The organism is Dialister pneumosintes, assembly GCF_001717505.1.
Lineage (GTDB): Bacteria > Bacillota > Negativicutes > Veillonellales > Dialisteraceae > Allisonella > Allisonella pneumosinta.
This window is the reverse complement of the sequence record NZ_CP017037.1, coordinates 878,778-899,086: the sequence shown is the minus strand read 5'-3', so window position 1 is coordinate 899,086 and position 20,309 is coordinate 878,778. Positions and strand designations below refer to the sequence as shown.

21 protein-coding genes and 1 tRNA gene are annotated in these 20,309 nt (G+C 34.8%); 21 read left to right on the top strand and 1 reads right to left on the bottom strand.

Annotation, left to right across the window (positions count from 1 at the left end):
* Positions 1 to 57 precede the first annotated feature (57 nt).
* The 10 genes from recG (at position 58) to BCB69_RS04380 (ending at position 9,720) form a co-directional block, all read left to right on the top strand.
* On the top strand, positions 58 to 2,091 hold the full coding sequence (gene recG, locus BCB69_RS04425; protein WP_022513696.1) for an ATP-dependent DNA helicase RecG: 2,034 nt from the start codon (positions 58 to 60) through the stop codon (positions 2,089 to 2,091).
* 258 nt (positions 2,092 to 2,349) lie between these two features.
* Positions 2,350 to 3,102 carry a WecB/TagA/CpsF family glycosyltransferase gene (locus BCB69_RS04420; RefSeq protein WP_069177126.1) on the top strand — a complete coding sequence of 251 codons (753 nt, stop codon included), beginning with the start codon at positions 2,350 to 2,352 and terminating at the stop codon, positions 3,100 to 3,102.
* Entirely contained in the window at positions 3,102 to 3,749 is a 648-nt protein-coding gene (locus BCB69_RS04415) for a phosphatidylserine decarboxylase family protein (protein WP_022513697.1), read from the top strand. Before BCB69_RS04420 ends, BCB69_RS04415 begins: the two co-directional genes overlap by 1 nt.
* Positions 3,750 to 4,475, top strand: coding sequence for a CDP-diacylglycerol--serine O-phosphatidyltransferase (pssA, locus tag BCB69_RS04410; protein ID WP_022513698.1), 726 nt, complete (start codon positions 3,750 to 3,752; stop codon positions 4,473 to 4,475).
* 2 nt (positions 4,476 to 4,477) lie between these two features.
* Positions 4,478 to 5,737: a glycosyltransferase family 2 protein gene (locus BCB69_RS04405; RefSeq protein ID WP_022513699.1), complete on the top strand. Its 1,260-nt coding sequence runs from the start codon at positions 4,478 to 4,480 to the stop codon at positions 5,735 to 5,737.
* Complete coding sequence (surE, locus tag BCB69_RS04400) at positions 5,737 to 6,522, top strand: 5'/3'-nucleotidase SurE (RefSeq protein WP_236887173.1); 786 nt, start codon at positions 5,737 to 5,739, stop codon at positions 6,520 to 6,522. The genes BCB69_RS04405 and surE overlap by 1 nt, the downstream gene beginning before the upstream one ends.
* 33 nt (positions 6,523 to 6,555) lie before the next feature.
* Positions 6,556 to 6,642, top strand: a tRNA-Leu gene (locus tag BCB69_RS04395).
* A 148-nt stretch (positions 6,643 to 6,790) separates the two neighbouring features.
* Positions 6,791 to 8,071 carry a DEAD/DEAH box helicase gene (locus tag BCB69_RS04390; RefSeq protein WP_069177125.1) on the top strand — a complete coding sequence of 427 codons (1,281 nt, stop codon included), beginning with the start codon at positions 6,791 to 6,793 and terminating at the stop codon, positions 8,069 to 8,071.
* Positions 8,072 to 8,083: 12 nt separating this feature from the next.
* Positions 8,084 to 8,935 (top strand): hypothetical protein, encoded by an 852-nt coding sequence (locus BCB69_RS04385; protein ID WP_022513702.1) that lies wholly within the window; start codon positions 8,084 to 8,086, stop codon positions 8,933 to 8,935.
* Positions 8,936 to 9,105: 170 nt separating this feature from the next.
* Complete coding sequence (locus tag BCB69_RS04380) at positions 9,106 to 9,720, top strand: ECF transporter S component (RefSeq protein ID WP_069177123.1); 615 nt, start codon at positions 9,106 to 9,108, stop codon at positions 9,718 to 9,720.
* Positions 9,721 to 9,782: 62 nt separating this feature from the next.
* On the opposite strand, the gene BCB69_RS04375 is transcribed toward BCB69_RS04380, so the two are convergent.
* Positions 9,783 to 10,718: a DUF1858 domain-containing protein gene (locus tag BCB69_RS04375; protein WP_022513704.1), complete on the bottom strand. Its 936-nt coding sequence runs from the start codon at positions 10,716 to 10,718 to the stop codon at positions 9,783 to 9,785.
* Positions 10,719 to 10,919: 201 nt separating this feature from the next.
* On the opposite strand from BCB69_RS04375, the gene BCB69_RS04370 reads away from it, so the two are divergent.
* From BCB69_RS04370 to speD, 11 genes are all read left to right on the top strand, one after another.
* Positions 10,920 to 11,873: a D-alanyl-D-alanine carboxypeptidase family protein gene (locus BCB69_RS04370; RefSeq protein WP_069177122.1), complete on the top strand. Its 954-nt coding sequence runs from the start codon at positions 10,920 to 10,922 to the stop codon at positions 11,871 to 11,873.
* Positions 11,848 to 12,135 carry an FtsB family cell division protein gene (locus tag BCB69_RS04365; protein WP_069177121.1) on the top strand — a complete coding sequence of 96 codons (288 nt, stop codon included), beginning with the start codon at positions 11,848 to 11,850 and terminating at the stop codon, positions 12,133 to 12,135. Before BCB69_RS04370 ends, BCB69_RS04365 begins: the two co-directional genes overlap by 26 nt.
* A gap of 112 nt (positions 12,136 to 12,247) precedes the next feature.
* Positions 12,248 to 12,730, top strand: coding sequence for a S1 RNA-binding domain-containing protein (locus BCB69_RS04360; RefSeq protein WP_069177120.1), 483 nt, complete (start codon positions 12,248 to 12,250; stop codon positions 12,728 to 12,730).
* A gap of 70 nt (positions 12,731 to 12,800) precedes the next feature.
* The gene (locus BCB69_RS04355) at positions 12,801 to 13,700 is read left to right on the top strand and encodes a Ppx/GppA phosphatase family protein (protein ID WP_069177119.1); all 900 of its coding nucleotides are present in this window, start codon (positions 12,801 to 12,803) and stop codon (positions 13,698 to 13,700) included.
* Positions 13,697 to 15,064 carry a tRNA lysidine(34) synthetase TilS gene (tilS, locus tag BCB69_RS04350; protein ID WP_069177118.1) on the top strand — a complete coding sequence of 456 codons (1,368 nt, stop codon included), beginning with the start codon at positions 13,697 to 13,699 and terminating at the stop codon, positions 15,062 to 15,064. The genes BCB69_RS04355 and tilS overlap by 4 nt, the downstream gene beginning before the upstream one ends.
* Positions 15,065 to 15,616 carry a hypoxanthine phosphoribosyltransferase gene (gene hpt / locus BCB69_RS04345; RefSeq protein WP_069177117.1) on the top strand — a complete coding sequence of 184 codons (552 nt, stop codon included), beginning with the start codon at positions 15,065 to 15,067 and terminating at the stop codon, positions 15,614 to 15,616.
* Positions 15,617 to 15,825: 209 nt separating this feature from the next.
* Positions 15,826 to 17,682: an ATP-dependent zinc metalloprotease FtsH gene (gene ftsH / locus BCB69_RS04340; RefSeq protein WP_069177116.1), complete on the top strand. Its 1,857-nt coding sequence runs from the start codon at positions 15,826 to 15,828 to the stop codon at positions 17,680 to 17,682.
* A 175-nt stretch (positions 17,683 to 17,857) separates the two neighbouring features.
* Positions 17,858 to 18,298 (top strand): 50S ribosomal protein L13, encoded by a 441-nt coding sequence (gene rplM, locus BCB69_RS04335; RefSeq protein ID WP_022513083.1) that lies wholly within the window; start codon positions 17,858 to 17,860, stop codon positions 18,296 to 18,298.
* A gap of 31 nt (positions 18,299 to 18,329) precedes the next feature.
* A complete protein-coding gene (gene rpsI, locus BCB69_RS04330) occupies positions 18,330 to 18,722 on the top strand; it encodes a 30S ribosomal protein S9 (RefSeq protein ID WP_069177115.1) in 393 nt (130 codons plus the stop codon).
* Between the two features lie 151 nt (positions 18,723 to 18,873).
* Positions 18,874 to 19,470, top strand: a complete 597-nt coding sequence (locus BCB69_RS04325) for an XTP/dITP diphosphatase (protein ID WP_022513085.1) — start codon at positions 18,874 to 18,876, stop codon at positions 19,468 to 19,470.
* Positions 19,471 to 19,529: 59 nt separating this feature from the next.
* Entirely contained in the window at positions 19,530 to 20,309 is a 780-nt protein-coding gene (speD, locus tag BCB69_RS04320; protein ID WP_022513086.1) for an adenosylmethionine decarboxylase, read from the top strand.

Sequence of the window (20,309 nt, the reverse complement as noted above, 5' to 3'; positions counted from 1 at the left end):
AATGGGGATAAATTTGATATATATAAGTAAAATCGTGTAGATTCGATAGGAGTTTATATGAAAATCTCAGATAAGGTTACAGTCGTGAAAGGTATTGGAAAAAGAATGGAAGAAAAACTTCAGCGACTAGGTATTAATACTGTTGAAGATTTAATTTCATTTTATCCCAGAAAATATCAGGATTGGACACGTATTACGCCTATGGATGCATTGGAAGTCGATAAAGAAGTAGTTGTATATGGAAAAATTATTGATATCAGAGAAACAAAACTTAGATCTAGATTGTCTTTAATAACGATTGTTATAAGTGACGGTCAGGGGGCTATTAATTTAAATTATTTTAATCAGCCGTGGAAAAAACAATCTTTTGAAAAATCACAGTGGGTATTAGCATACGGTAAAGTAGAATATCAATATACCAAATATCAGATTAGCAATGCAGAAGTGGAAATGGTATCGCCAAGAGAAATAAAATCTTTTCAAAAACTAGTACCCGTATATCCACTTACAGAAGGAATTCGATTAGTTCAGATGCAAAAATTTATTGTGAATGCATTAGAAAATGTTTCGGGACTTGTTGAAAACTTACCGGAGCAAGTCCTTATTAAATATCATTTAATGGGAAGAAAACAAGCAATAAAATCTATGCATTTTCCTAAGGATTGGGGGCTGTATAGACAGGCGAGATATAGACTTGCTTTTGAAGAGTTATTTTTTATGCAAGTAGGTATATGGTTGCTTAGAAAAAAAAGAGAAAGTTATGGCATAGGAATTAAATGTGAGCCGAGTAAAGAGCTCGTAAGAAAAATTATTCGCTCTTTGCCGTTTACGCTTACTCAAGATCAGAAAAAAGCTTTTATGGACATAGAGAATGATATGGAAGCATTAGTGCCTATGCACAGATTAATTCAAGGGGATGTAGGAAGTGGAAAAACTATAGTTGCAGCTTTAGCGTTAGCTAAGATTATAGAGAATGGATATCAAGGAGCACTTATGGCACCTACTGAAATATTGGCACAGCAACATTTTCAAACTTTTTCTTTCTTATTTAAAAATTCGGGCATACAAATAGAACTTTTAACAGGGCAAACAAAGGCGGCAGAGAAGAAAAAAATTTTAGAAAATGTTGTAAATGGTGATACTGATATTTTATTGGGGACACATGCATTACTTCAAGAACAGGTTGTTTTTTCAAACTTAGGTCTTGTAGTAACGGATGAACAACATCGTTTTGGGGTTAAGCAACGACAACGTTTAGAAACTAAAGGAGTATCACCGCATATTTTAGTAATGACTGCAACTCCTATTCCTAGAACTATGGCACTTTCCGTTTATGGTGATTTAGATGTATCTTCTATTCGTGAATTACCGAAAGGAAGAGAATCTGTATCTACTTATGCGATTGCAAATGATATGTTGCAGCGAGTATATAACTTCATGAAGAAAGAAATGCAGGTGGGGCATCAAGTGTATATTGTATGTCCTTTGGTCGAAGAAAGTGAGAAAGCAGATCTTGCGGCTGCAGTATCCGTTTATGAGGAATTAAAAAGTCATCAATTTTCCTCCTTTCGATTAGGTCTTGTGCATGGGCGAATGAAGAGTCAAGATAAAGAGTGCATTATGCAGGATTTTGTGAATGGAAAAATTCAACTGTTAGTTGCAACTAGTGTTATTGAGGTGGGAATTAATGTACCCAATGCTACGATTATGTTTGTTTATGGGGCAGAAAGATTTGGGCTGTCTCAGTTACATCAGCTGAGAGGACGTGTTGGTCGTGGTCATAGCAAATCTTATTGCATTCTTTATACAAATAATAATAACGATATAGTACAATTTAGGATGAAGTTAATGACAAGTATACAAGATGGCTTTACTCTTGCAGAAAAAGATTTATTACTTCGTGGGAGTGGGGAATTTTTTGGAACTCGTCAGCATGGGATACCTGATTTTAAAGTAGCAAATGTCGTTAAAGATTTGCCTATTTTAGAAAAAGCACGAGAAGCAGCCCGTTATTCGGTAGAAGCAGGAGAAGATTTTAGACAAGAGTTAAAAAATAGATATAAAACTTTATTTACTGAAATTTATCATTAGTTCTGTCAATAGAATATACTTGTTGATTGCTTTGTTAAATTGTTGATATGCTTTCAATTTTGATTTAGAATGAATGGTAAAGCTATTTTTATCATATTTAGATTTATAATATAGATAAAACTCTTATGTTTATACCAATTTACATTTAGAAAAATATATAACTCTGATTAGAATTCCCTGAAAATTTATTTGTAGGTGAGGGAGTAGGCATGTTTTTTATAAAGTAATCATGTCTATAATCACACCTTATCATTATTAATGAATATGTTATCTTATAAAACACATGAAATTATGAATATACCGGTAGCTGCTATATCTATGACTCAAGCAGTAGCTATTTGTAAAAGTTATATAGAGAAATCTGGGAGCTATATAATTGCAACAGCTAATGCTGAAATGATTATGCGAGCACAGGAAGATAAAGACTTAAAAAAGGTCTTATGTAATGCTGATTTAGTAGTTGCTGATGGTGCAGGAGTTCTTTGGGCAGGAGAAGTATTCGGTACTCCTTTTCCGGAACGTGTTACCGGAGCAGATTTGATGCAGGAATTAATGGTACAGGCGGTTGAGTATGATTGGCCTATATATTTTTTAGGCGGTGCACCTGGTGTTGCTGCAAAAGCGGCTGCTTGTTTTGAAGCGAAGTATAAGAAAAATCCGGTTGTTGGTATCCATGATGGCTTTTTTGATGAGGAAGAAGAAAGTGCTATCATTCAAGAAATAAGAAATAGTCAGGCAAAATTATTATTTGTAGGAATGGGTGTTCCTAAGCAAGAAAAATGGATATATGAGCATAAACAAGAATTAGGGAATTTGATTGCTATTGGAGTCGGTGGTGTTTTTGATGTAATGGCAGGTCATTTAAAGCGTGCACCGTTATGGATGCAAAAACATCGTTTAGAATGGGCATATCGATTGTTTTTGCAACCGAGCCGTATTACTCGAATGGTTGCATTACCTAAATTTATGTTAGCTGTAAAAAAATGGAAAAAGGATTCAAAGAGGTCATAATGTTAAAGAAACCATTAATAGTACAAGAAGGATACCCTTTTATTTTAGGTGCATTTTTAATTGCATTGTTTGTTGCTTGGATGGGATATTATTATATAGCAGTATTCCCTTTTGTATTTAGCATTTATTTTGCATTTTTCTTTAGATGCCCAAATCGTAACTCTAAAATTCCTGTAGGAGAAGAATTATTGGTATCTCCGGCAGATGGGACTGTTATGGAGATTGAAGAAAATGTGCAGGAAGATACTTTTTTAGGGCAAAAATGTCATAAAATTACAATTTTTTTATCAGTATTTAACGTACATGTAAATAGAGCACCTATGGAAGGAACTATACAATACCAGTCTTATACACAAGGTAAATTTCTGCCGGCCTATAAAGATTCAGTTGGATTTGAAAATGAAAGAGGCGCTATAGGAATTGTTGGTAAGCATCGATCTATTTTAGTTATATTAATTGCAGGAATATTGGCACGTCGAGTTGTCTCGTGGAAAAATTTAGGAGATCAAGTAAAAAAAGGCGAGCTATATGGTATGATTAAATTTGGTTCTTGCACAGAAATATATATCCCTGGTGATGTTGAACTTTGTATCAAAAAGGGAGATTCTATTAAAGGTGGTTTGACAGTAATAGGGAGGCTGAAGTAAGTGAAGAAATCTTGGATAGCCAATGGAGTGACTGCACTTAATGGACTTCTAGGTGGATTAAGTATTATGTTCTCTTTTAATGGAGAATTTAATTTGGCAGCTATTTGTATTTTATTAGCAGTAGTAGCAGATGCAGCCGATGGGAGAACCGCAAGGGCACTTGGCACGTCCAGTCCCTTAGGAGTAGAGTTAGATTCTCTTTGTGATGATATTTCTTTTGGTATTGGTGCCGGTGTGCTTATGTATTCCTATCAATTACATGATTTAGGAATTATCGGTATGATTATTTGTGCTTTGTTAGGAACTTTATGTGCATTTCGCTTAGCTCGTTTTAATGTAAAAAGTGATGTTGTACATGGTTACTTTGAAGGGCTTCCTTGTCCAACAACAGGGATGATTGTTGCTACTTATGTATTGTCCGGAGTTAGAATTTGGGACTGGCTTGCATTAGTATTCGTATTTTTGTTGGGAATATTAATGGTGAGTGAAGTTCATTATCCGGATAATAAAGGTGCAAGTGCAGATAGATTGCATTTAAAAGCATTATTGATTAGTTTAGCTGTTATGGTTGTTTGTATAATATTAGCTTGGACTACTTGGGCAGCAGCTATTTGTGCCGGATATATATTATTTGGAATGATTAACACTTATATGAATCGTAAAAGAAAATCACGTCGAATTATTAGACGTAGAAAACGTAGTATAGAGGTTCATGAAGAGGAGTAAAAATGACTCACTATTTAGACTTAGTCATGATTCCGGCTCAACTAATAATTGCGTTTTTTACCGTGTATTATTTTATTGTTGCTCTTTTTGGGATGTGGCATAAGAAGGAAAAGAATTTAGCAGAACCTCAAAATAAGTTTGCTTTAGTGATTCCGGCACATAATGAAAGTATGGTCATCGGTGATTTACTTGAAAACCTTAAGATGTTGAAGTATCCTAAAGAATTATATGATATATATGTTATAGCAGATAATTGTACAGACGACACAGCTGCTATAGCAAGAAAACATGATGCTACCGCATTGGTTCGCTTCAATAAAAAAGACATTGGTAAAGGATATGCAATGGATTGGGCATTTCCTCAAATTGAATCTTTCAATAAAGGGTATGACGCTTTCTGTGTTTTTGATGCAGATAATTTAGTTCACTTAGATTTTTTATCTGTAATGAATAATAGATTATTGCAAGGGCAAAAGATTATGCAAGGATATCTTTCGGCGAAAAATCCAACAGATACTTGGGTGTCCGGAACTTTTGCGATAGCTTTCTGGACGATTAATCATTTATGGCATCTAGGAAAATATAATTTAGGTTTATCTACTGCTTTGGGTGGCACTGGTATGTGTATATCCGCTGATGTTATCAAAAAATATGGTTGGGGTTGTGATTGCTTAACGGAAGATATGGAGTTTTCAGTTAAATGTTTGACTTATGGTATACGCACTTGTTGGGCACATGATGCTATTGTTTATGATGAAAAACCTTTAAGCTTTATTGCATCTTGGAAACAACGTAAACGTTGGGCACAAGGACAGTTTGATTGTGCAGAACGCTATATTCCAAAGTTGTTTCACTCCGCAATAAAACATAAAAGTTTTATGATTCTTGATGGTATTATGCAGTTGTTGCAAAATCATTTCTTATTGTTTTCTACAGCTGTGGCGATTATGACGTACATCAATATGTTTTATCCTTGTTTTACAGTTATTTTGTATAATGATGTGTTAGTTCCTCGTCAATTTTGGGCTATTCTTGGAACCATTCAATATATATTACCTCTTATTGTTTTAATGCAAATTGTAGTACCTCTAAAGATTTGGGCATATTGGATTGTCTATCCTGTTTTTATGTACTCTTGGATTCCTGTTACTTTTTTAGGATATCTTGATCGCCATAAAAAAGGATGGGTACATACAATCCATACCCGTAGTATGCAGTTTGATCAAGCTTCACTTACACGAAAGAAGGAGTTAGACCGGTAATGAGAAAAATGCATGTTTTGATGACAAATGATGATGGTTATGAAGCACCGGGAATCAAAGCATTGGCATCTGCAATTTCTGAATTTGCTAGAATAACTGTAGTAGCACCCGATAGAGAACGTAGTTCTTGCTCGGGTGCTTTGACACTTAGAGAGTATATTTCATTAAAAAAGCAACCAAGTTATGGAACGAACATACAAGTATTTTCTTGTGGAGGAATGACAGCAGATTGTTGCAAAATAGCTCTTGAAGGATTGTTAGTAAATGATAAGCCTGACTTAATTCTTTCCGGCGCTAACAGAGGGTATAATATAGGAACCGATTGTCTATATAGTGGTACCGTAGCCGGTGCTATGGAAGGCTGTGTATTTGGTATTCCATCTATGGCCGTTTCTTTGGAGAGAATAAATCCTGAACATTTTTTATTACGTGCTTGTAAATTCACTGTTGAACTTGTTAAAGAAATTTTTGTAAAAAACCAATATAAAGGAACTTTGAATTTAAATATACCGTATATGGAGCAATTAACATTAAATAAACTGAAACTAGTAGATTTAGGTCTTCATCGGTATAAAAATGCCATAAAAGTGATTACGGATACAGATGGTAATCAGGGATATTGGATAGGGGGAGAACCTGAAATAGAAATAGAGCCTAAAAATACAGACATATATTGGATTCATAGAAATAAAGTTACACTTACTCCTTTAGGGTGGGATATGACTGCTTATAATGAGCAAAAAATAATACATAATATTGTTAAAAATCATGTTGACGAGTTTTAACGGCGTGTGATAGAATATGTTTTGTCAACACATGCCGGGGTGGCGGAATTGGCAGACGCAGCAGACTCAAAATCTGCCGGTAGTAATATCGTGTGGGTTCAAGTCCCACCCCCGGCACCAATGGAAAAAAGCCAGATGTAAAATTTCATCTGGCTTTTTATTTATGAATATAATTATATGTTAAATATATTCGGAATCGAGTATACTTTGGGTATGAGTTATTTATTTTGAACATGAATATAATATGATAGAAACGGAGGTTTTAGAGATGGGTTCATTTGCAACATTAGGAATTACCGATAATTTGATAGATATATTAAAAAAACAAGGAGTTATAGTACCAACACCTATTCAAACACAAGCAATTCCGGAGATTTTTAAAGGACGGGATATAATTGGTAAATCACAAACCGGTACAGGGAAAACATTGGCATATTTATTACCGGTTCTACAAAGGATTCATATAGCAAAAACAAACGTAGAGGTGTTAATATTAACACCTACCAGGGAGCTTTCAAAGCAAGTTTTTGATGTATTAAAGCCTTTCGCTGAAATGCAAGGTATAGATGCTGCTGACGTTATTGGTGGGAGAACTATAGAAAATCAAATACAAAAATTAAAGAGAAATCCTCATGTTATTATTGGTACACCGGGACGTTTACTTGATCATGTTCGCCGTCGTACTTTAGATTTGTCACATGTGAAATTTGTAATTCTTGATGAAGCCGATCAAATGTTAGCAGCAGGATTTAGAGAAGATATTGAAACTTTAATCGATGAAACGCCAAAACGCAGGCAATTACTTTTGTTTTCTGCAACCATGTCAGAGGAGGCAATACGCTTAGGACGTAAGTATATGACAAATCCTTACAAAATAGATGTAGCAGAAAAAGAAACTGCATCTACCGTTGAACAAAGAATTTATGAAACAACACGGGAACATAAATTACCTCTTTTAATTCGACACATAAAAGAAATGCAGCCTTTTATGAGTATTGTTTTTTGTAATACAAAAGAAGAAACGCAAAAACTTGCTACACGTTTGGCAGAAGAAGGAGATTTTATTGTAGCAGAGTTGCATGGTGATTTAAGTCAGGGACAAAGAAATCAAATTATAAAAAGATTTGAAAAAATGGAAATACAAGTATTAGTAGCCTCCGATATCGCTGCTCGCGGGTTGGACGTTGACGGAGTTACTCATGTATTTAACTTTGGGATTCCTAATAATATTGAATATTATGTGCATCGAATTGGCAGAACGGGAAGAGCCGGAACTACTGGAATTTCTATTACTTACGCTACACCGGAAGATGGCAATCTTTTACGTAAATTAGAAAAGTCTATACATGAAACAATTACACGTTATGATGAAAAAGGACGTATTCGTAGAGTTCGTGCAGGTAGAACTAAGAAGAAGGTAGTTACACCGGGTATGTATAAACCTACTAAGAAGAAAGAACATAAAGCATTAGGGCATAAAGGAAGTGATATGCGTAAGAAAAAGAAAAAAGAAACAAACTCGAACATCGGACGACATAAAAAAAGATAGAAGGTTGAAATTATGAATAATAGGATGCAATTGCTAAAATTAATAATGCTTTTTTTAGGGGGAATAATGCCTATTCCTGTAGTGGGATATATTTTACATACCCCAAAGACTTTGATAATAGCATTCTTCAGTTTTTTATTTATTGGACTGTTAATGCCTTTCTTTTGGTATTTAGTACAAAAAGAAGAGTATGATGGTTTATCTAAGAAGTTAAAAGCTATAGTGCATATTGTCCTTTGGCTGGGGTTCATGCCTGTTATCAGTGCATATATTTGGTATTATTTGCCATGGATTAGTTTGGGTGGAACATTTTTAACAATTGGTATTGTTTTAGGAATGGCACTACATATTATATTTATTACATGGTTGGTTCATTTAATATCCAGATGGTATCAATGGATTCGTGATACACAATCTCCTTTTATAAAATTATGGAGTAGTTGTTGCTTTCTGATTGGATTTATTCCCGGAATGGCAATTATTAGCTTATTTAGTTTATATATTATGGGAGGAACTCATTTAGATCCGTTGACCGGTGCTTATATTTTAATGGTAAATATGTGGTATGTGTTGTATATAAAAATTTTTATTGCAATGATTACTATAGCAGTATATGTATTTTTTGCTTTAACTGGAACCAAAGGATATAGAGCAATCCGAGTTATTTTTACAGCTTTATTTTGGTTAACTTTCATGTTTATTCCTATGGTTGTTTCTATAAGGATTCCATGGGAGGGGGGCTGGAGAACTTATTTTGATCCATCTTATTTAGCTATGTTCCCTTTTCTTTCTGATTTATGGGTAAATGCTTTATCTTTATGGGGAAGTAAAAAGGTAACTAATTGGATTTTTTCAATAACATAAATTATTGCAGTTTTATTAAGGAATACAGACATGTTATAATACATAAGTCATTATTAGTAGATAACTCTGTGTTTTTTAATCTGCCGGTATCTCACAGAGCCGGACTATAAAAATAAAGTGTTATCTAGGTTTCGACCTGCATCCTTTTAGGAGCGGGAGCGGAGGATATTATGGAAAAAAATGTTGTTTTAAAACCACAAGGATTAATGGATGCCAGACAATTGGTTATTGCGGGGCTCTTAGTGGGAATTACAGTTTTTTTAGGATTATCCGGATATGGATTTATTCCTTTATTTACAATTAATGCCACGATTTTACATGTTCCTACTATTATTGGCGCTATTGTAGCAGGACCTAAAGTTGGATGTATGATTGGGTTCTTTTTTGGGTTATTTTCTTTTATACAGAGCTTTAGATCTCCTGCGATTATGTTACAGTTTGCACAGCAGTATAATGTATTGTATGGGTTTTTAATTTGTATTGTTCCAAGAGTAACTATTGGATTTATTGCTTGGTGGATATATAAGCATATACCGGGACGCATTTTAATTAGAGCAACTGTTACTTCTGTATTAACAACTCTTTTGCATACCGGGTTATTCTTATCCTTTTTTTATATGTTAGTCGGGGCACCGTTTGCTACACATCAAGGAATGTCTTTAGATGCTTTTCGTATGATGTTGGAAGGTGTTGCTGTTACTAATGGTTTACCGGAGGCAGCATTAGCAGGTGTTATCGTAGCCCCTATTGTAATAGCTTTAACACATGCTCATATTATTCAGTAATGCAAAAAGGTCTTTGAATATCTATTCAAAGACCTTTTATGTTTGGGAATCACAGACTATAATTATATCTCAGATACTCCACGAAGCTTATCATCACAAGCATTAATTACATCGTTTACATTTACATTGGCTTTATTACATATGGCACCTAAGGGGGTTTGCATATCTGCAGGCATTTCTAAATGAAAAGATTGAAGAATTCCTAATAATTGGGGATATAAAGTTATAATATCTTCCATAGGGGTTTCCTTAGATATTACTTTTTTATTGTATTTATCGGCGATATATTCATTCATTTCTCCTAGAATTTCAAAGACATCGAGACCATGACTTTGTGCTCCTTGCCAAAGATTTTCTTCATAGGATATGAAACAACCTACACAGGACATTCCGTATTCCATTAAAAATGGGGCCATATCCGGATATACATCGATAATCTGCATAATATTATGCTCAGGACGAACAAAGTCACCTTCTTTTAAATTAAATGCAGGATTATCTATATGCATGGATTGTGCATTGGTAGATGGATTTATATTTCCTAATATGGTATCTCTAAATGAATCAAATCCGATTTGGGCAACAAATTCTTGAAAAGATTGATTCTCCGTATTGTTTATATAATATAAGCAAGCTTCCTCCATAATCTGTAAAGCATCGGCAGGAAATTGAGCGAAAGCAAAGAAGTTTTTGTTCCCTATGTAAATATCCCATCCATCAGACATTCCTATACTATAAACGGTGTGATTAGATTGTATTGTGCAAGTTAAAATACAAGATGGCCATGTACCGAAAGCAGATAGGTCTAAAGTGGGAAGTATTTTTAATAAATTGGCTGAAGTTATTTTTTCAATGGTTGGACGGTCTTTAGCATCAAAAGAAAAAGGACTTTGATAAAGAGTTGCTGTTTCTTTCATTTTTTCTATAAATGATTGGCGCCCATCTTGCATGTCAGGTATAAAATCTACAGATAAAGAAAAGAATAATGTGGGGTTCATTGAGACCTCCTTATAAGTTGATAATTAGTTATCGTGTATATTTTGTTCATTTATTATAACAAATTGAAATAAATCAAAAAAGATGAATATAGAATTTATAAAATGGTTGTAAATACATTTGTTGACCAATTGTTAGAGGGTTTGTATGATAAGTAAAAGATTGATTAAGTAGAAAATGGGACTATAAAAAAGGACTTTATAATGAAGAAAGTTATTGTGTATATCAGTGGTGTTGTTTTCTTTTTATCTATATGCTTAGGGATTGCTGTTTATGTAACACCACCGCCTCCGACTCCACCGGATATTATAAAACCACCACCGATACAGGGCGCTTCAGCGGCCTTATTGTGGACAAATAAAAATAAAATTATTGCAGAAAAAAACGGAGATAGTGCTATTTATCCGGCAAGCACAACAAAGATACTAACTTGTATTATTGCGTTAGAAGAGGGGCATACTTTATTAAAAAAAGAAGCTAATATTAGCTCTTTTTCTATAAAACAAGATGGTACATTATTGGGGATTTCACCTGACAATCCAATAATATTAGAACAATTGTTGTATGGAATGATGCTTGTTTCAGGTAATGATGCGGCTTCTGCCGTAGCAGAAACAGTCGGGGGAGAGTATCATCGATTTATACAAATGATGAATGAAAAAGCGAATATTATAGGTTGTACGAATTCTCACTTTAGCAATGCTAGCGGATTAACAGATCCCACGCACTATTCAACGGCTGTTGATATGACAAAAATTGCTGCTTATGCAATGAATAATCAAATGTTTAGAGACATTGTTTCTAAAAAAATATATAATATGACATATGTAGATGGCACTGTGCAGCTTATAAAGAATAGAAATGAATTTTTAGATAGCAAATATTATGGTGCTAATGGAATAAAAACAGGTATGACAGAAGCGGCAGGAGAATGTTTAGTTGCCTCTGCGGAGCGAAATGGACAGTTGCTTATTATGAGTGTATATAATGATGAGGCACGTTGGCAAGATGTACAAAAATGGCTTAATTATGGTTTTTCTATAATAGAGCAAGAAGAAAAGTATCAAAAAGAATTAGCAGAAGAACCTCGCATTTATAAATGGATTAATCAATTATTAGGTAAGGAATTATATGAAGAAAAAACATCAACGTTATAAAAAGAGAAAGTACTCTGCTTATAAAGTGGCCATTGCTATTGTTTTAACTCTGTTTTTATTGTTGATAGGGAATAAAGCTTATGAGCTTTATGTATTACATCAAGAAATTGTTAATGCAGAACAAATTAAACAACAATTAATAGAAGAAAAAAATATGTTAGAACAGAAAAAAATGGATTTAAATGACCCTAAAGTTATAGAGGATAAAGCACGACATGAATTGGGATTGGTGAAGCCCGGAGAAGTACCTTATGTACCATAAAATATAAATGATTATTTGGAAAATTTAAATGTGTTGTTTGCGAATACCTTTGAATTTGCGTATAATTGATGTAAATATTTTATATTCCTAAAAGGGAGGATTTTCTTTTTTCATGGCGGTAGAAGTTGGAAGTACTTTAGAAGGGCAAATTACAGGTATTGTTAAATTTGGGGCATTTGTAAAATTATCTGAAAATATGGCAGGATTGGTTCATATATCTGAGATTGCAAATGAATATGTAAGTGATATCAATGATTTTCTGAAAGTAGGCGACAAAGTACAGGTTAAAGTTATTTCTATAGATGAGCATGGAAAAGTAGCACTTTCTATTAAGCAGGCAATATCGACAACCGCGCATCATGAAAAAAAGAAATCGATTGGTTTGGTAAGAGAAAGTTTATCAATGGACAAATCTCATTTTTCTAATAAAGAGAGAAATGGATCAAACTTTAGAAGGAATCAACATAGGAATGATAGTGGATCTTTTGAGGATAAACTTAATCGATTTTTAAAAGATAGTGGAGAACGATTGTTAGATTTGAAACGTAATGTGGAGTCTAAACGCGGGGGTCGTGGATCTCGTTGGTCGGATTGATATAGAAGGGGCATCTTGTATGCCCCTTCTTTCTATAGAGTATGTTAATTTTTTATAGTAAGGTGATTTCATGAGAAGAGCAATTATTGATATTGGAACAAATTCAGTTCGATTATTAATCGCTGAAAAACTTGAAAATGGAGAATGGAATATATTAAGTAAGAAACTAAACTCGACTCGATTAGGAGAAGGAATGTCCCAACAGAAAAATTTATCAGCTGCGGCAAAGGAACGTACCTTGCGAGCCGTAGCAGATTTTGTAAATGATGCAAAAGAGGTCGGTATAGATGACTTGTATGCATATGGAACAGCTATTTTTAGAGATTCACCGGATGGGGCTTCTTTTGCAAAAGAAGTTGAAGAAAAAACACAGATACCATTACATATTCTTAGCGGGACAGAAGAAGCTTTTTACAGTTATGTAGGAGCAGCTGGAAGTCCCGGAGCATTAACGGCAGTTGTTGATATTGGCGGCGGATCTACGGAAATTTGTATGGGTTTTGGAAATGATATTGGATTTAGAACCAGCTTACCATTGGGATGTGTACGTTGTACCGGACAGTTTGATATGGTTGGAGCAAGAGGTATAGGGGAGTTAAAAAAACATTGTTTTGAATTATTTTCCCGGGCAGATGAAGTAGCTGCTGTAAAGAGATGGGTATTTGTAGGCGGTACGGCAACTTCTGTAGCATCTATGTTACAAGAAATGGAAGAGTATGATGCGAAGAAGATTCAAGGATTTGAGGTTAATCCGGAAGATGTTACTGATTTGCTGAAAAAATTATTTAATATTTCTTATGAAGAACGTTGTCATTTAAAAGGGCTTCGTCCTGAACGCGCAGATATTATTGTGGCAGGTGTTACAATTTTAGATGCTCTTATGGAGTATTTTGCGGTAGAAAAGGCGATAGTAAGTGATAGAGATTTGCAGGAAGGACTTCTGGAGGCAGATGTAATCTCGCCGGTATGAATACTATGAAAAGAGAAGATTTTATACAAGCTACACTTGATTGTGCACATGTACATAATTTATGGAAAGAAGGAGACCGTATCTTAACAGCTGTTTCAGGCGGACCGGATTCTTTAGGATTACTTCTTTTTTTTATTGAAGTGGCAAAATTGGAAAAATTAACAATCGGTTGTTGTTGTGTCAACCATCATATGCGGGAAGAGGCAGAATCGGAAACAGTATTTGTAAGTGATGTATGTAAAGAACATGGAATCGAATGTTATATTCGACAGGCAGAAGTACCGAAAATTGCGGCACAAACCGGAGAATCGCTTGAAACGGTTGGACGCAATTTGCGTTATAAAGCACTATACGAAATTGTTGACACGAGAGAATATCAATGGATTGCGACCGCACATCATGCAGATGATCAAGCAGAGACGATTCTTTATCATCTGCTTCGGGGGAGCGGAATGTTGGGGCTTACCGGTATACATCCTAAAAGAGAACAGATTATCCGCCCCTTTTTATGGGCTACTAAGTCACAAATTCAAGAATTCGTAGATACTTTCCCTTATAAACCCTGTCATGATATAACTAATGATATGGCAATTACAACAAGAAATCATATTCGATTGGAACTTCTGCCGGAATTAAAAAAATATAATGTCGGTATTGTGAAAACATTGAATCAAACAGCAGAAATTATAAGAGAAGAAGAGCGAATATTGACATTGGAAACGGATAAGTTAGTACAACAATGTGTAAATAAACAGCCCCGAAAAATATTGATGGATATTAAGGCTTTCAACAGAATTCCTCTTGCTTTTAAAAGACGTATTCTTCGACGAGTGATGCAGAGTGTGATTGTTGAAAATCAGCTGAAAGGTAAAACTATCAGTTTTGATGGTATTGAAGTTGTACGTGATTTAATAGAGCATGGAAGTATGGGACAAATAACTTCACATGCAGGAGTTATGGTTTATCTTGCTTGTGGAAAAGCTGAATTTTTTTGTGGGAATACACATGATGGGATAAAGGAAATGGTTTTTGATGATAGTTATGAATTACATATAGAGGAATTTTCAAAACATCCTACAATAATTGGTAAAAATCAATTTATTCTTGATGCAGATAAAGTAGGACATATTGAATTGCGTCAAGGGAGAAATGATGATATATTTTTTCCTAAAGGGATGTCAGGTAGAAAACAACTTTTTAAATGTATGAAAGATTTAAAAATTCCGGCAGAAAAAAGAAAAAATTGGCCTATTATAGCTGATGAAAATTATGTGTATTGGATTGGGTTCTTGCGAGGAAGTAGGTATGGATTGCCCGATCAACAGACCAAAAGGTATCTCGTATTAACTTTGAGGAGCAAGTAAATGGCAACATTGATGAACGACATAAAAAATATTCTTATAACAAAAGATGCATTAGCAGAACGTATTGCTGCATTAGGAAAACAAATAACAAGAGATTATCAAGGTAAGGAAGTTGTACTTGTGGGAATTCTCAAGGGGGCTATGCCTTTTTTATGTGATTTAATGCGTCATATTGATTTACCGCTTGTTATAGATACTATGGTTCTTTCCAGTTATGGAGATTGTACTACATCATCAGGAAAGGTGTGTATTAAGAAAGATTTAGATAAGGATATCAAAGATAAACATGTTATTGTTGTAGAAGATATTATTGATACAGGGATTACCATGGATTTCTTATGCCCGCTTTTAAAAAGTAGAGGAGCACTTTCTGTAGAATTGGCAATTTGCCTCAATAAAAAAGAACGTAGAGAAAAAGATGTTTTTGTAAAATATATAGGATTCGATATTCCGGATGAATTTATTGTTGGATATGGTTGTGATTATGCGGAACATTATAGGAATTTTCCTGCAGTAGCTGTGCTGAAATCAGAAGTATATAATAAAGAATAAATAGTTCAAAATAAAAAGGCATAGTCTGATATGACATGGCCTTTTTAAATTTTTCGATAAAGTTTGATTGAGATATTTCTATATGATAAAATAATGATTAACTTCTATAAGAAAGACCTTGTAAGTATAGAGTAACTTGTTAAAATATTAGAATAGAATAATTTCTTAAATAAGCTTTCTGCTTATACGGCAGAGAAGGAGGAAATGACTTGAGAAAATTTATTAAGAACGTAGCACTCTATGTTCTGGTGATTACTATTGTTATAACGGTGTTTAATACTTTTGTGAATCCGCAAAGCAAACGTTCAGAAATCACTTACAGCAGTTTCGTTACACAGGTTAACAATAAAAATGTAGAATCTGTAATTATGACAGAGGAATCTGTTGTTGGTAAATTAAAAGACGGAACTGAATTTGCGACTTATTTGCCGAATGATACCGGTACATTGCTTAATAAATTGACGGATAATGGTGTATCAGTTACTGTGCGTCCACCGGAACAGCCATCTTGGTGGATGGGATTATTATCATCCGTTCTACCCATACTCATTCTTGTGGGGGTATGGTTCTGGATTATGAATCAAACGCAAGGTGGTGGAGGACGTGTTATGAATTTTGGCAAGTCCAAAGCTAAAATGACGGATGAAGGTCGTGTTAAAGTCACTTTTAAAGATGTGGCAGGTGAGGATGAAGCAAAAGCTGAACTTTCAGAAGTAGTTGATTTCCTTAAAAATCCAAGCCGTTATACTGCACTTGGGGCTAAGATTCCTAAAGGTACATTGTTAGTCGGACCACCCGGGACGGGTAAAACTTTATTAGCTAAAGCGGTAGCAGGAGAAGCTAAGGTTCCGTTTTTCTCCATTTCAGGCTCTGATTTCGTAGAAATGTTTGTCGGAGTAGGTGCTTCTCGTGTGCGTGATTTATTTGTACAGGCAAAGAAAAATGCACCTTGTATCGTATTTATTGACGAAATTGATGCAGTAGGGCGTCAACGTGGTTCCGGACTTGGCGGCGGACATGATGAACGTGAGCAAACTTTGAATCAATTGTTGGTTGAGATGGATGGATTTAGTGCTAATGAAGGAATTATTACTTTAGCAGCAACAAATCGTCCGGATATTCTTGATCCTGCTTTATTACGTCCGGGACGTTTTGATCGTCGGGTAGTGGTAGGACGTCCGGATCTGGCAGGACGTATTGCAATTCTTAAAGTGCATGCTAAAAACAAACCTATAGATCCTGAAGTGGATTTTAATACCATTGCCAAAAAAGTTCCCGGTTTTACCGGTGCAGATCTTGCAAATCTTCTAAATGAAGCTGCTTTATTGGCGGCTCGTGCTAATAGAAAAGTAATTACTATGGTGGATTTAGAAGAAGCAAGTGAAAAAGTGGCATATGGACCGGAACGAAAGAGTCATAAAGTAAGTGAACAAGAAAAGAAACTTACTGCATATCATGAGTCCGGACATGCAATTATGGCAACTGTACTTGAACATGCGGATAATGTACATAAGGTTACTATTATTCCTCGCGGGCAAGCAGGTGGGTATACGATGATGTTGCCTCATGAGGAAGTAAACTTTATTACAAAGTCTCATTTATTGGCACAAATTCGTGTAGCACTTGGTGGTCGCTGTGCAGAAGAAATTATTTTCAATGAAATATCCAGTGGGGCATCAAATGATCTTCAACAGGTAACTAATATTCTGAGAAAAATGATTATGGAATGGGGTATGAGTAACAGATTAGGGCCTATGGTATTTGGGGAACATCAGGAACAGATTTTCTTGGGTAAGCAATTAGGTTCTGAAAGAAATTATGGTGAAGCAGTTGCTACCATGATTGATGAAGAATTCCATAAGTATTTGGATGAAGCATATCAAGATACTATTAGAATTTTGAATGAAAATATCGAAGTTCTTCATGCTATGGCTAAGGCATTAATGGAAGTAGAAACTATAAATAGTGAACAGGTTATGAATTTGTTCAAATATCACTCTATTCATGCACCGGAAAAGGTCGTTGTTGAAAATATGTCGGAAGAAGAATTATTAGAGCAAGAATAAATATAAAAAGCGGATGTATATCCGCTTTTTATAAATAGTAAAGAATAATAAACCCACTGTTTTCTTGACAAGAATTAGAATAAATTATATAATACCCCTTGTGAGATTTATCCGGAAACCACTAGCCCCGGAGGAAGGATAAACTTGCGGTCAGTATTAAAGGAGGATTCATAGAATGAGAACCACATTTATGGCCAATTCAGGTAACATTACCCGAAAATGGTATATCGTTGATGCTGAAGGTAAGACGCTTGGCCGTCTGGCTGCAGGAGTTGCAGAAATCCTTCGGGGAAAGAATAAAGTAACATTTACACCACATGTTGATACCGGTGATTATGTAGTGATTATCAATGCAGATAAGATTGTTCTTACAGGAAATAAAGAGCAGACTAAAGTATATTTCCACTATACCGGTTATCCAGGTGGAGATAGATATATGAAGGCTGGTGATGCACTTAAGCAGAAGCCGGTTTGGATGGTAGAACGTGCCATTCGTGGAATGCTTCCGAAAAATAAGCTTGGTGAACAAATGTATCGTAAGCTTAAAGTGTATGCAGGTGCAGAACATCCGCATGCTGCACAGCAACCGGAAGAAATTAAGTTTGATATTCGCTAATAGCTGATACCAGAAGGGAAGGAATAATAAGATGGCAGAAGCAACATACTACGGCACAGGCCGCAGAAAAACATCCGTAGCCAGAGTCCGTCTGGTACCGGGACAAGGCAAGGTTATAGTTAATGGTCGTGAACTTAAGGATTACTTTGCACTTAAGACCATGGAATTAATCATCAAACAGCCATTGGAATTGACTGGAACAACCAATGCATATGATGTTCTTGCTAATGTTCAAGGTGGTGGTAGCACAGGACAAGCCGGTGCTATTCGTCATGGCATTAGTCGCGCACTTCTTGAAGTGGATGGAGACTATAGAAAAGTTCTTAAGAGTGCAGGGCTTCTTACTCGTGACCCACGTATGGTTGAACGTAAGAAAGCTGGTCTTAAGAAAGCTAGAAAAGCAAGCCAGTTCTCCAAGCGTTAATATTATATTTAGAAGTAAAAGCATACATGAATATTCATGTATGCTTTTTATATCGTTTAAGTATATACAATAAATTGCACAAAAACATAAAGAGTGAAGTTTTTAAAAGTTTGATGTATAATTAAAGAGACTCTTATAAAGGAGGTGTGTTATGAAAGTCGTGTTGGCAACACATAACCAAGGCAAAATACGCGAATTCCAAAAAATTCTTTCAGAAATCGGATGGGATATAATTTCGGTATCAGAGTTAGGTGATATACAAGAGCCCGAAGAAACCGGAAGAACTTTTGAAGAAAATGCATTACAAAAAGCTCGTTATTATGCAAATATCACACAGTTTCCCGTATTAGCAGATGATTCGGGAATTATCGCCGATATATTGCAAAATAAACCCGGTATTTATTCAGCACGATATGCAGGAAAACATGGTGATGATAAAGCAAATAATGAAAAGCTGATAAAAGACTTATCCACCTTTCATGGAGAAGATAGGCGTGGTCATTATGTGTGTGTAATTGCATTGGTTTGGCCTAATGGAAAAGAGTTAACTGTAAGAGGAACTTGTGAAGGTATTATACGTGATTTTTATCAAGGAACTAATGGTTTCGGCTATGATCCCTTGTTTTACATTCCTTCTTTAGAAAAAACAATGGCAGAATTATCTATAGAAGAAAAGAATAAAATTAGTCACCGGGGACATGCATTACAATTATTGTTAAATAAATTAAAAACAATGGTATTTGATTAGAGTTTACTCATCGTCTATAATTAAAATTTAGGAAAGTTATAGCGTGAGGAAGAATAAGAATGAAAATACGTAAACTGAAACTACATGGTTTTAATAACCTGACTAAAACTTTAAGCTTCAATATATATGATATTTGTTATGCAAGGGAAGAAGAGGAACGTAAAAAGTATTTACAATATATTGATGAGAAGTATAGTGCAGAAGGTTTAACTCAAATATTACAAAAAGTGGCGGATATGATTGGAGCCAAAATTCTTAATGTGGCACAGCAAGATTATGAGCCTCAAGGTGCGAGTGTAACTATACTTATTGCAGAAGAACAAATACAAAATGAACGGCAGGATGTCGTAGCTCATATGGATAAGAGCCATATTACGGTGCATACCTATCCTGAAATGCATCCACAAGATGGGATTTGTACTTTTAGAGCAGATATTGATGTGTCTACATGTGGAGAAATTTCTCCTTTAAAAGCATTGAATTTTTTATTACAGTGCTTTGAAGCGGAGATTGTTATTTTAGACTATAGGGTACGTGGATTTACTCGAGATGTAAATGGTAAAAAAATATTTATTGATCATCGTATAAACTCTATTCAGAATTATATTGATCCGGTTATTCGGAATAAATATAATATGATAGATGTAAACGTATATCAAGAAAATATTTTTCACACCAAGATGGTTATAAAAGAAGAAGTATCTGATTTAGCCAAATATTTATTTGGAGGAATCAATAAACAAATTATGACTCGTGAACAAAAGAAAATAAGACATCTTCTTAGACAAGAAATTTATGAGATATTTAATGGTAGAAATTTACCGGCTATTAAAGATTAG

Excerpts from the sequence above, each read along its gene's own strand:
- rplM (WP_022513083.1), top strand. The coding sequence starts at position 17,858 with ATGAGAACCACATTTATGGCCAATTCAGGTAACATTACCCGAAAATGG.
- tilS (WP_069177118.1), top strand. The coding sequence starts at position 13,697 with ATGAATACTATGAAAAGAGAAGATTTTATACAAGCTACACTTGATTGT.
- BCB69_RS04415 (WP_022513697.1), top strand. The coding sequence starts at position 3,102 with ATGTTAAAGAAACCATTAATAGTACAAGAAGGATACCCTTTTATTTTA.
- BCB69_RS04380 (WP_069177123.1), top strand. The coding sequence starts at position 9,106 with ATGGAAAAAAATGTTGTTTTAAAACCACAAGGATTAATGGATGCCAGA.
- BCB69_RS04365 (WP_069177121.1), top strand. The coding sequence starts at position 11,848 with ATGAAGAAAAAACATCAACGTTATAAAAAGAGAAAGTACTCTGCTTAT.
- BCB69_RS04390 (WP_069177125.1), top strand. The coding sequence starts at position 6,791 with ATGGGTTCATTTGCAACATTAGGAATTACCGATAATTTGATAGATATA.
- rpsI (WP_069177115.1), top strand. The coding sequence starts at position 18,330 with ATGGCAGAAGCAACATACTACGGCACAGGCCGCAGAAAAACATCCGTA.
- recG (WP_022513696.1), top strand. The coding sequence starts at position 58 with ATGAAAATCTCAGATAAGGTTACAGTCGTGAAAGGTATTGGAAAAAGA.
- surE (WP_236887173.1), top strand. The coding sequence starts at position 5,737 with ATGAGAAAAATGCATGTTTTGATGACAAATGATGATGGTTATGAAGCA.
- BCB69_RS04325 (WP_022513085.1), top strand. The coding sequence starts at position 18,874 with ATGAAAGTCGTGTTGGCAACACATAACCAAGGCAAAATACGCGAATTC.
- BCB69_RS04375 (WP_022513704.1), bottom strand. The coding sequence starts at position 10,718 with ATGAACCCCACATTATTCTTTTCTTTATCTGTAGATTTTATACCTGAC.
- BCB69_RS04385 (WP_022513702.1), top strand. The coding sequence starts at position 8,084 with ATGAATAATAGGATGCAATTGCTAAAATTAATAATGCTTTTTTTAGGG.
- BCB69_RS04370 (WP_069177122.1), top strand. The coding sequence starts at position 10,920 with ATGAAGAAAGTTATTGTGTATATCAGTGGTGTTGTTTTCTTTTTATCT.
- speD (WP_022513086.1), top strand. The coding sequence starts at position 19,530 with ATGAAAATACGTAAACTGAAACTACATGGTTTTAATAACCTGACTAAA.
- hpt (WP_069177117.1), top strand. The coding sequence starts at position 15,065 with ATGGCAACATTGATGAACGACATAAAAAATATTCTTATAACAAAAGAT.
- BCB69_RS04405 (WP_022513699.1), top strand. The coding sequence starts at position 4,478 with ATGACTCACTATTTAGACTTAGTCATGATTCCGGCTCAACTAATAATT.
- BCB69_RS04420 (WP_069177126.1), top strand. The coding sequence starts at position 2,350 with ATGAATATGTTATCTTATAAAACACATGAAATTATGAATATACCGGTA.
- BCB69_RS04360 (WP_069177120.1), top strand. The coding sequence starts at position 12,248 with ATGGCGGTAGAAGTTGGAAGTACTTTAGAAGGGCAAATTACAGGTATT.
- BCB69_RS04355 (WP_069177119.1), top strand. The coding sequence starts at position 12,801 with ATGAGAAGAGCAATTATTGATATTGGAACAAATTCAGTTCGATTATTA.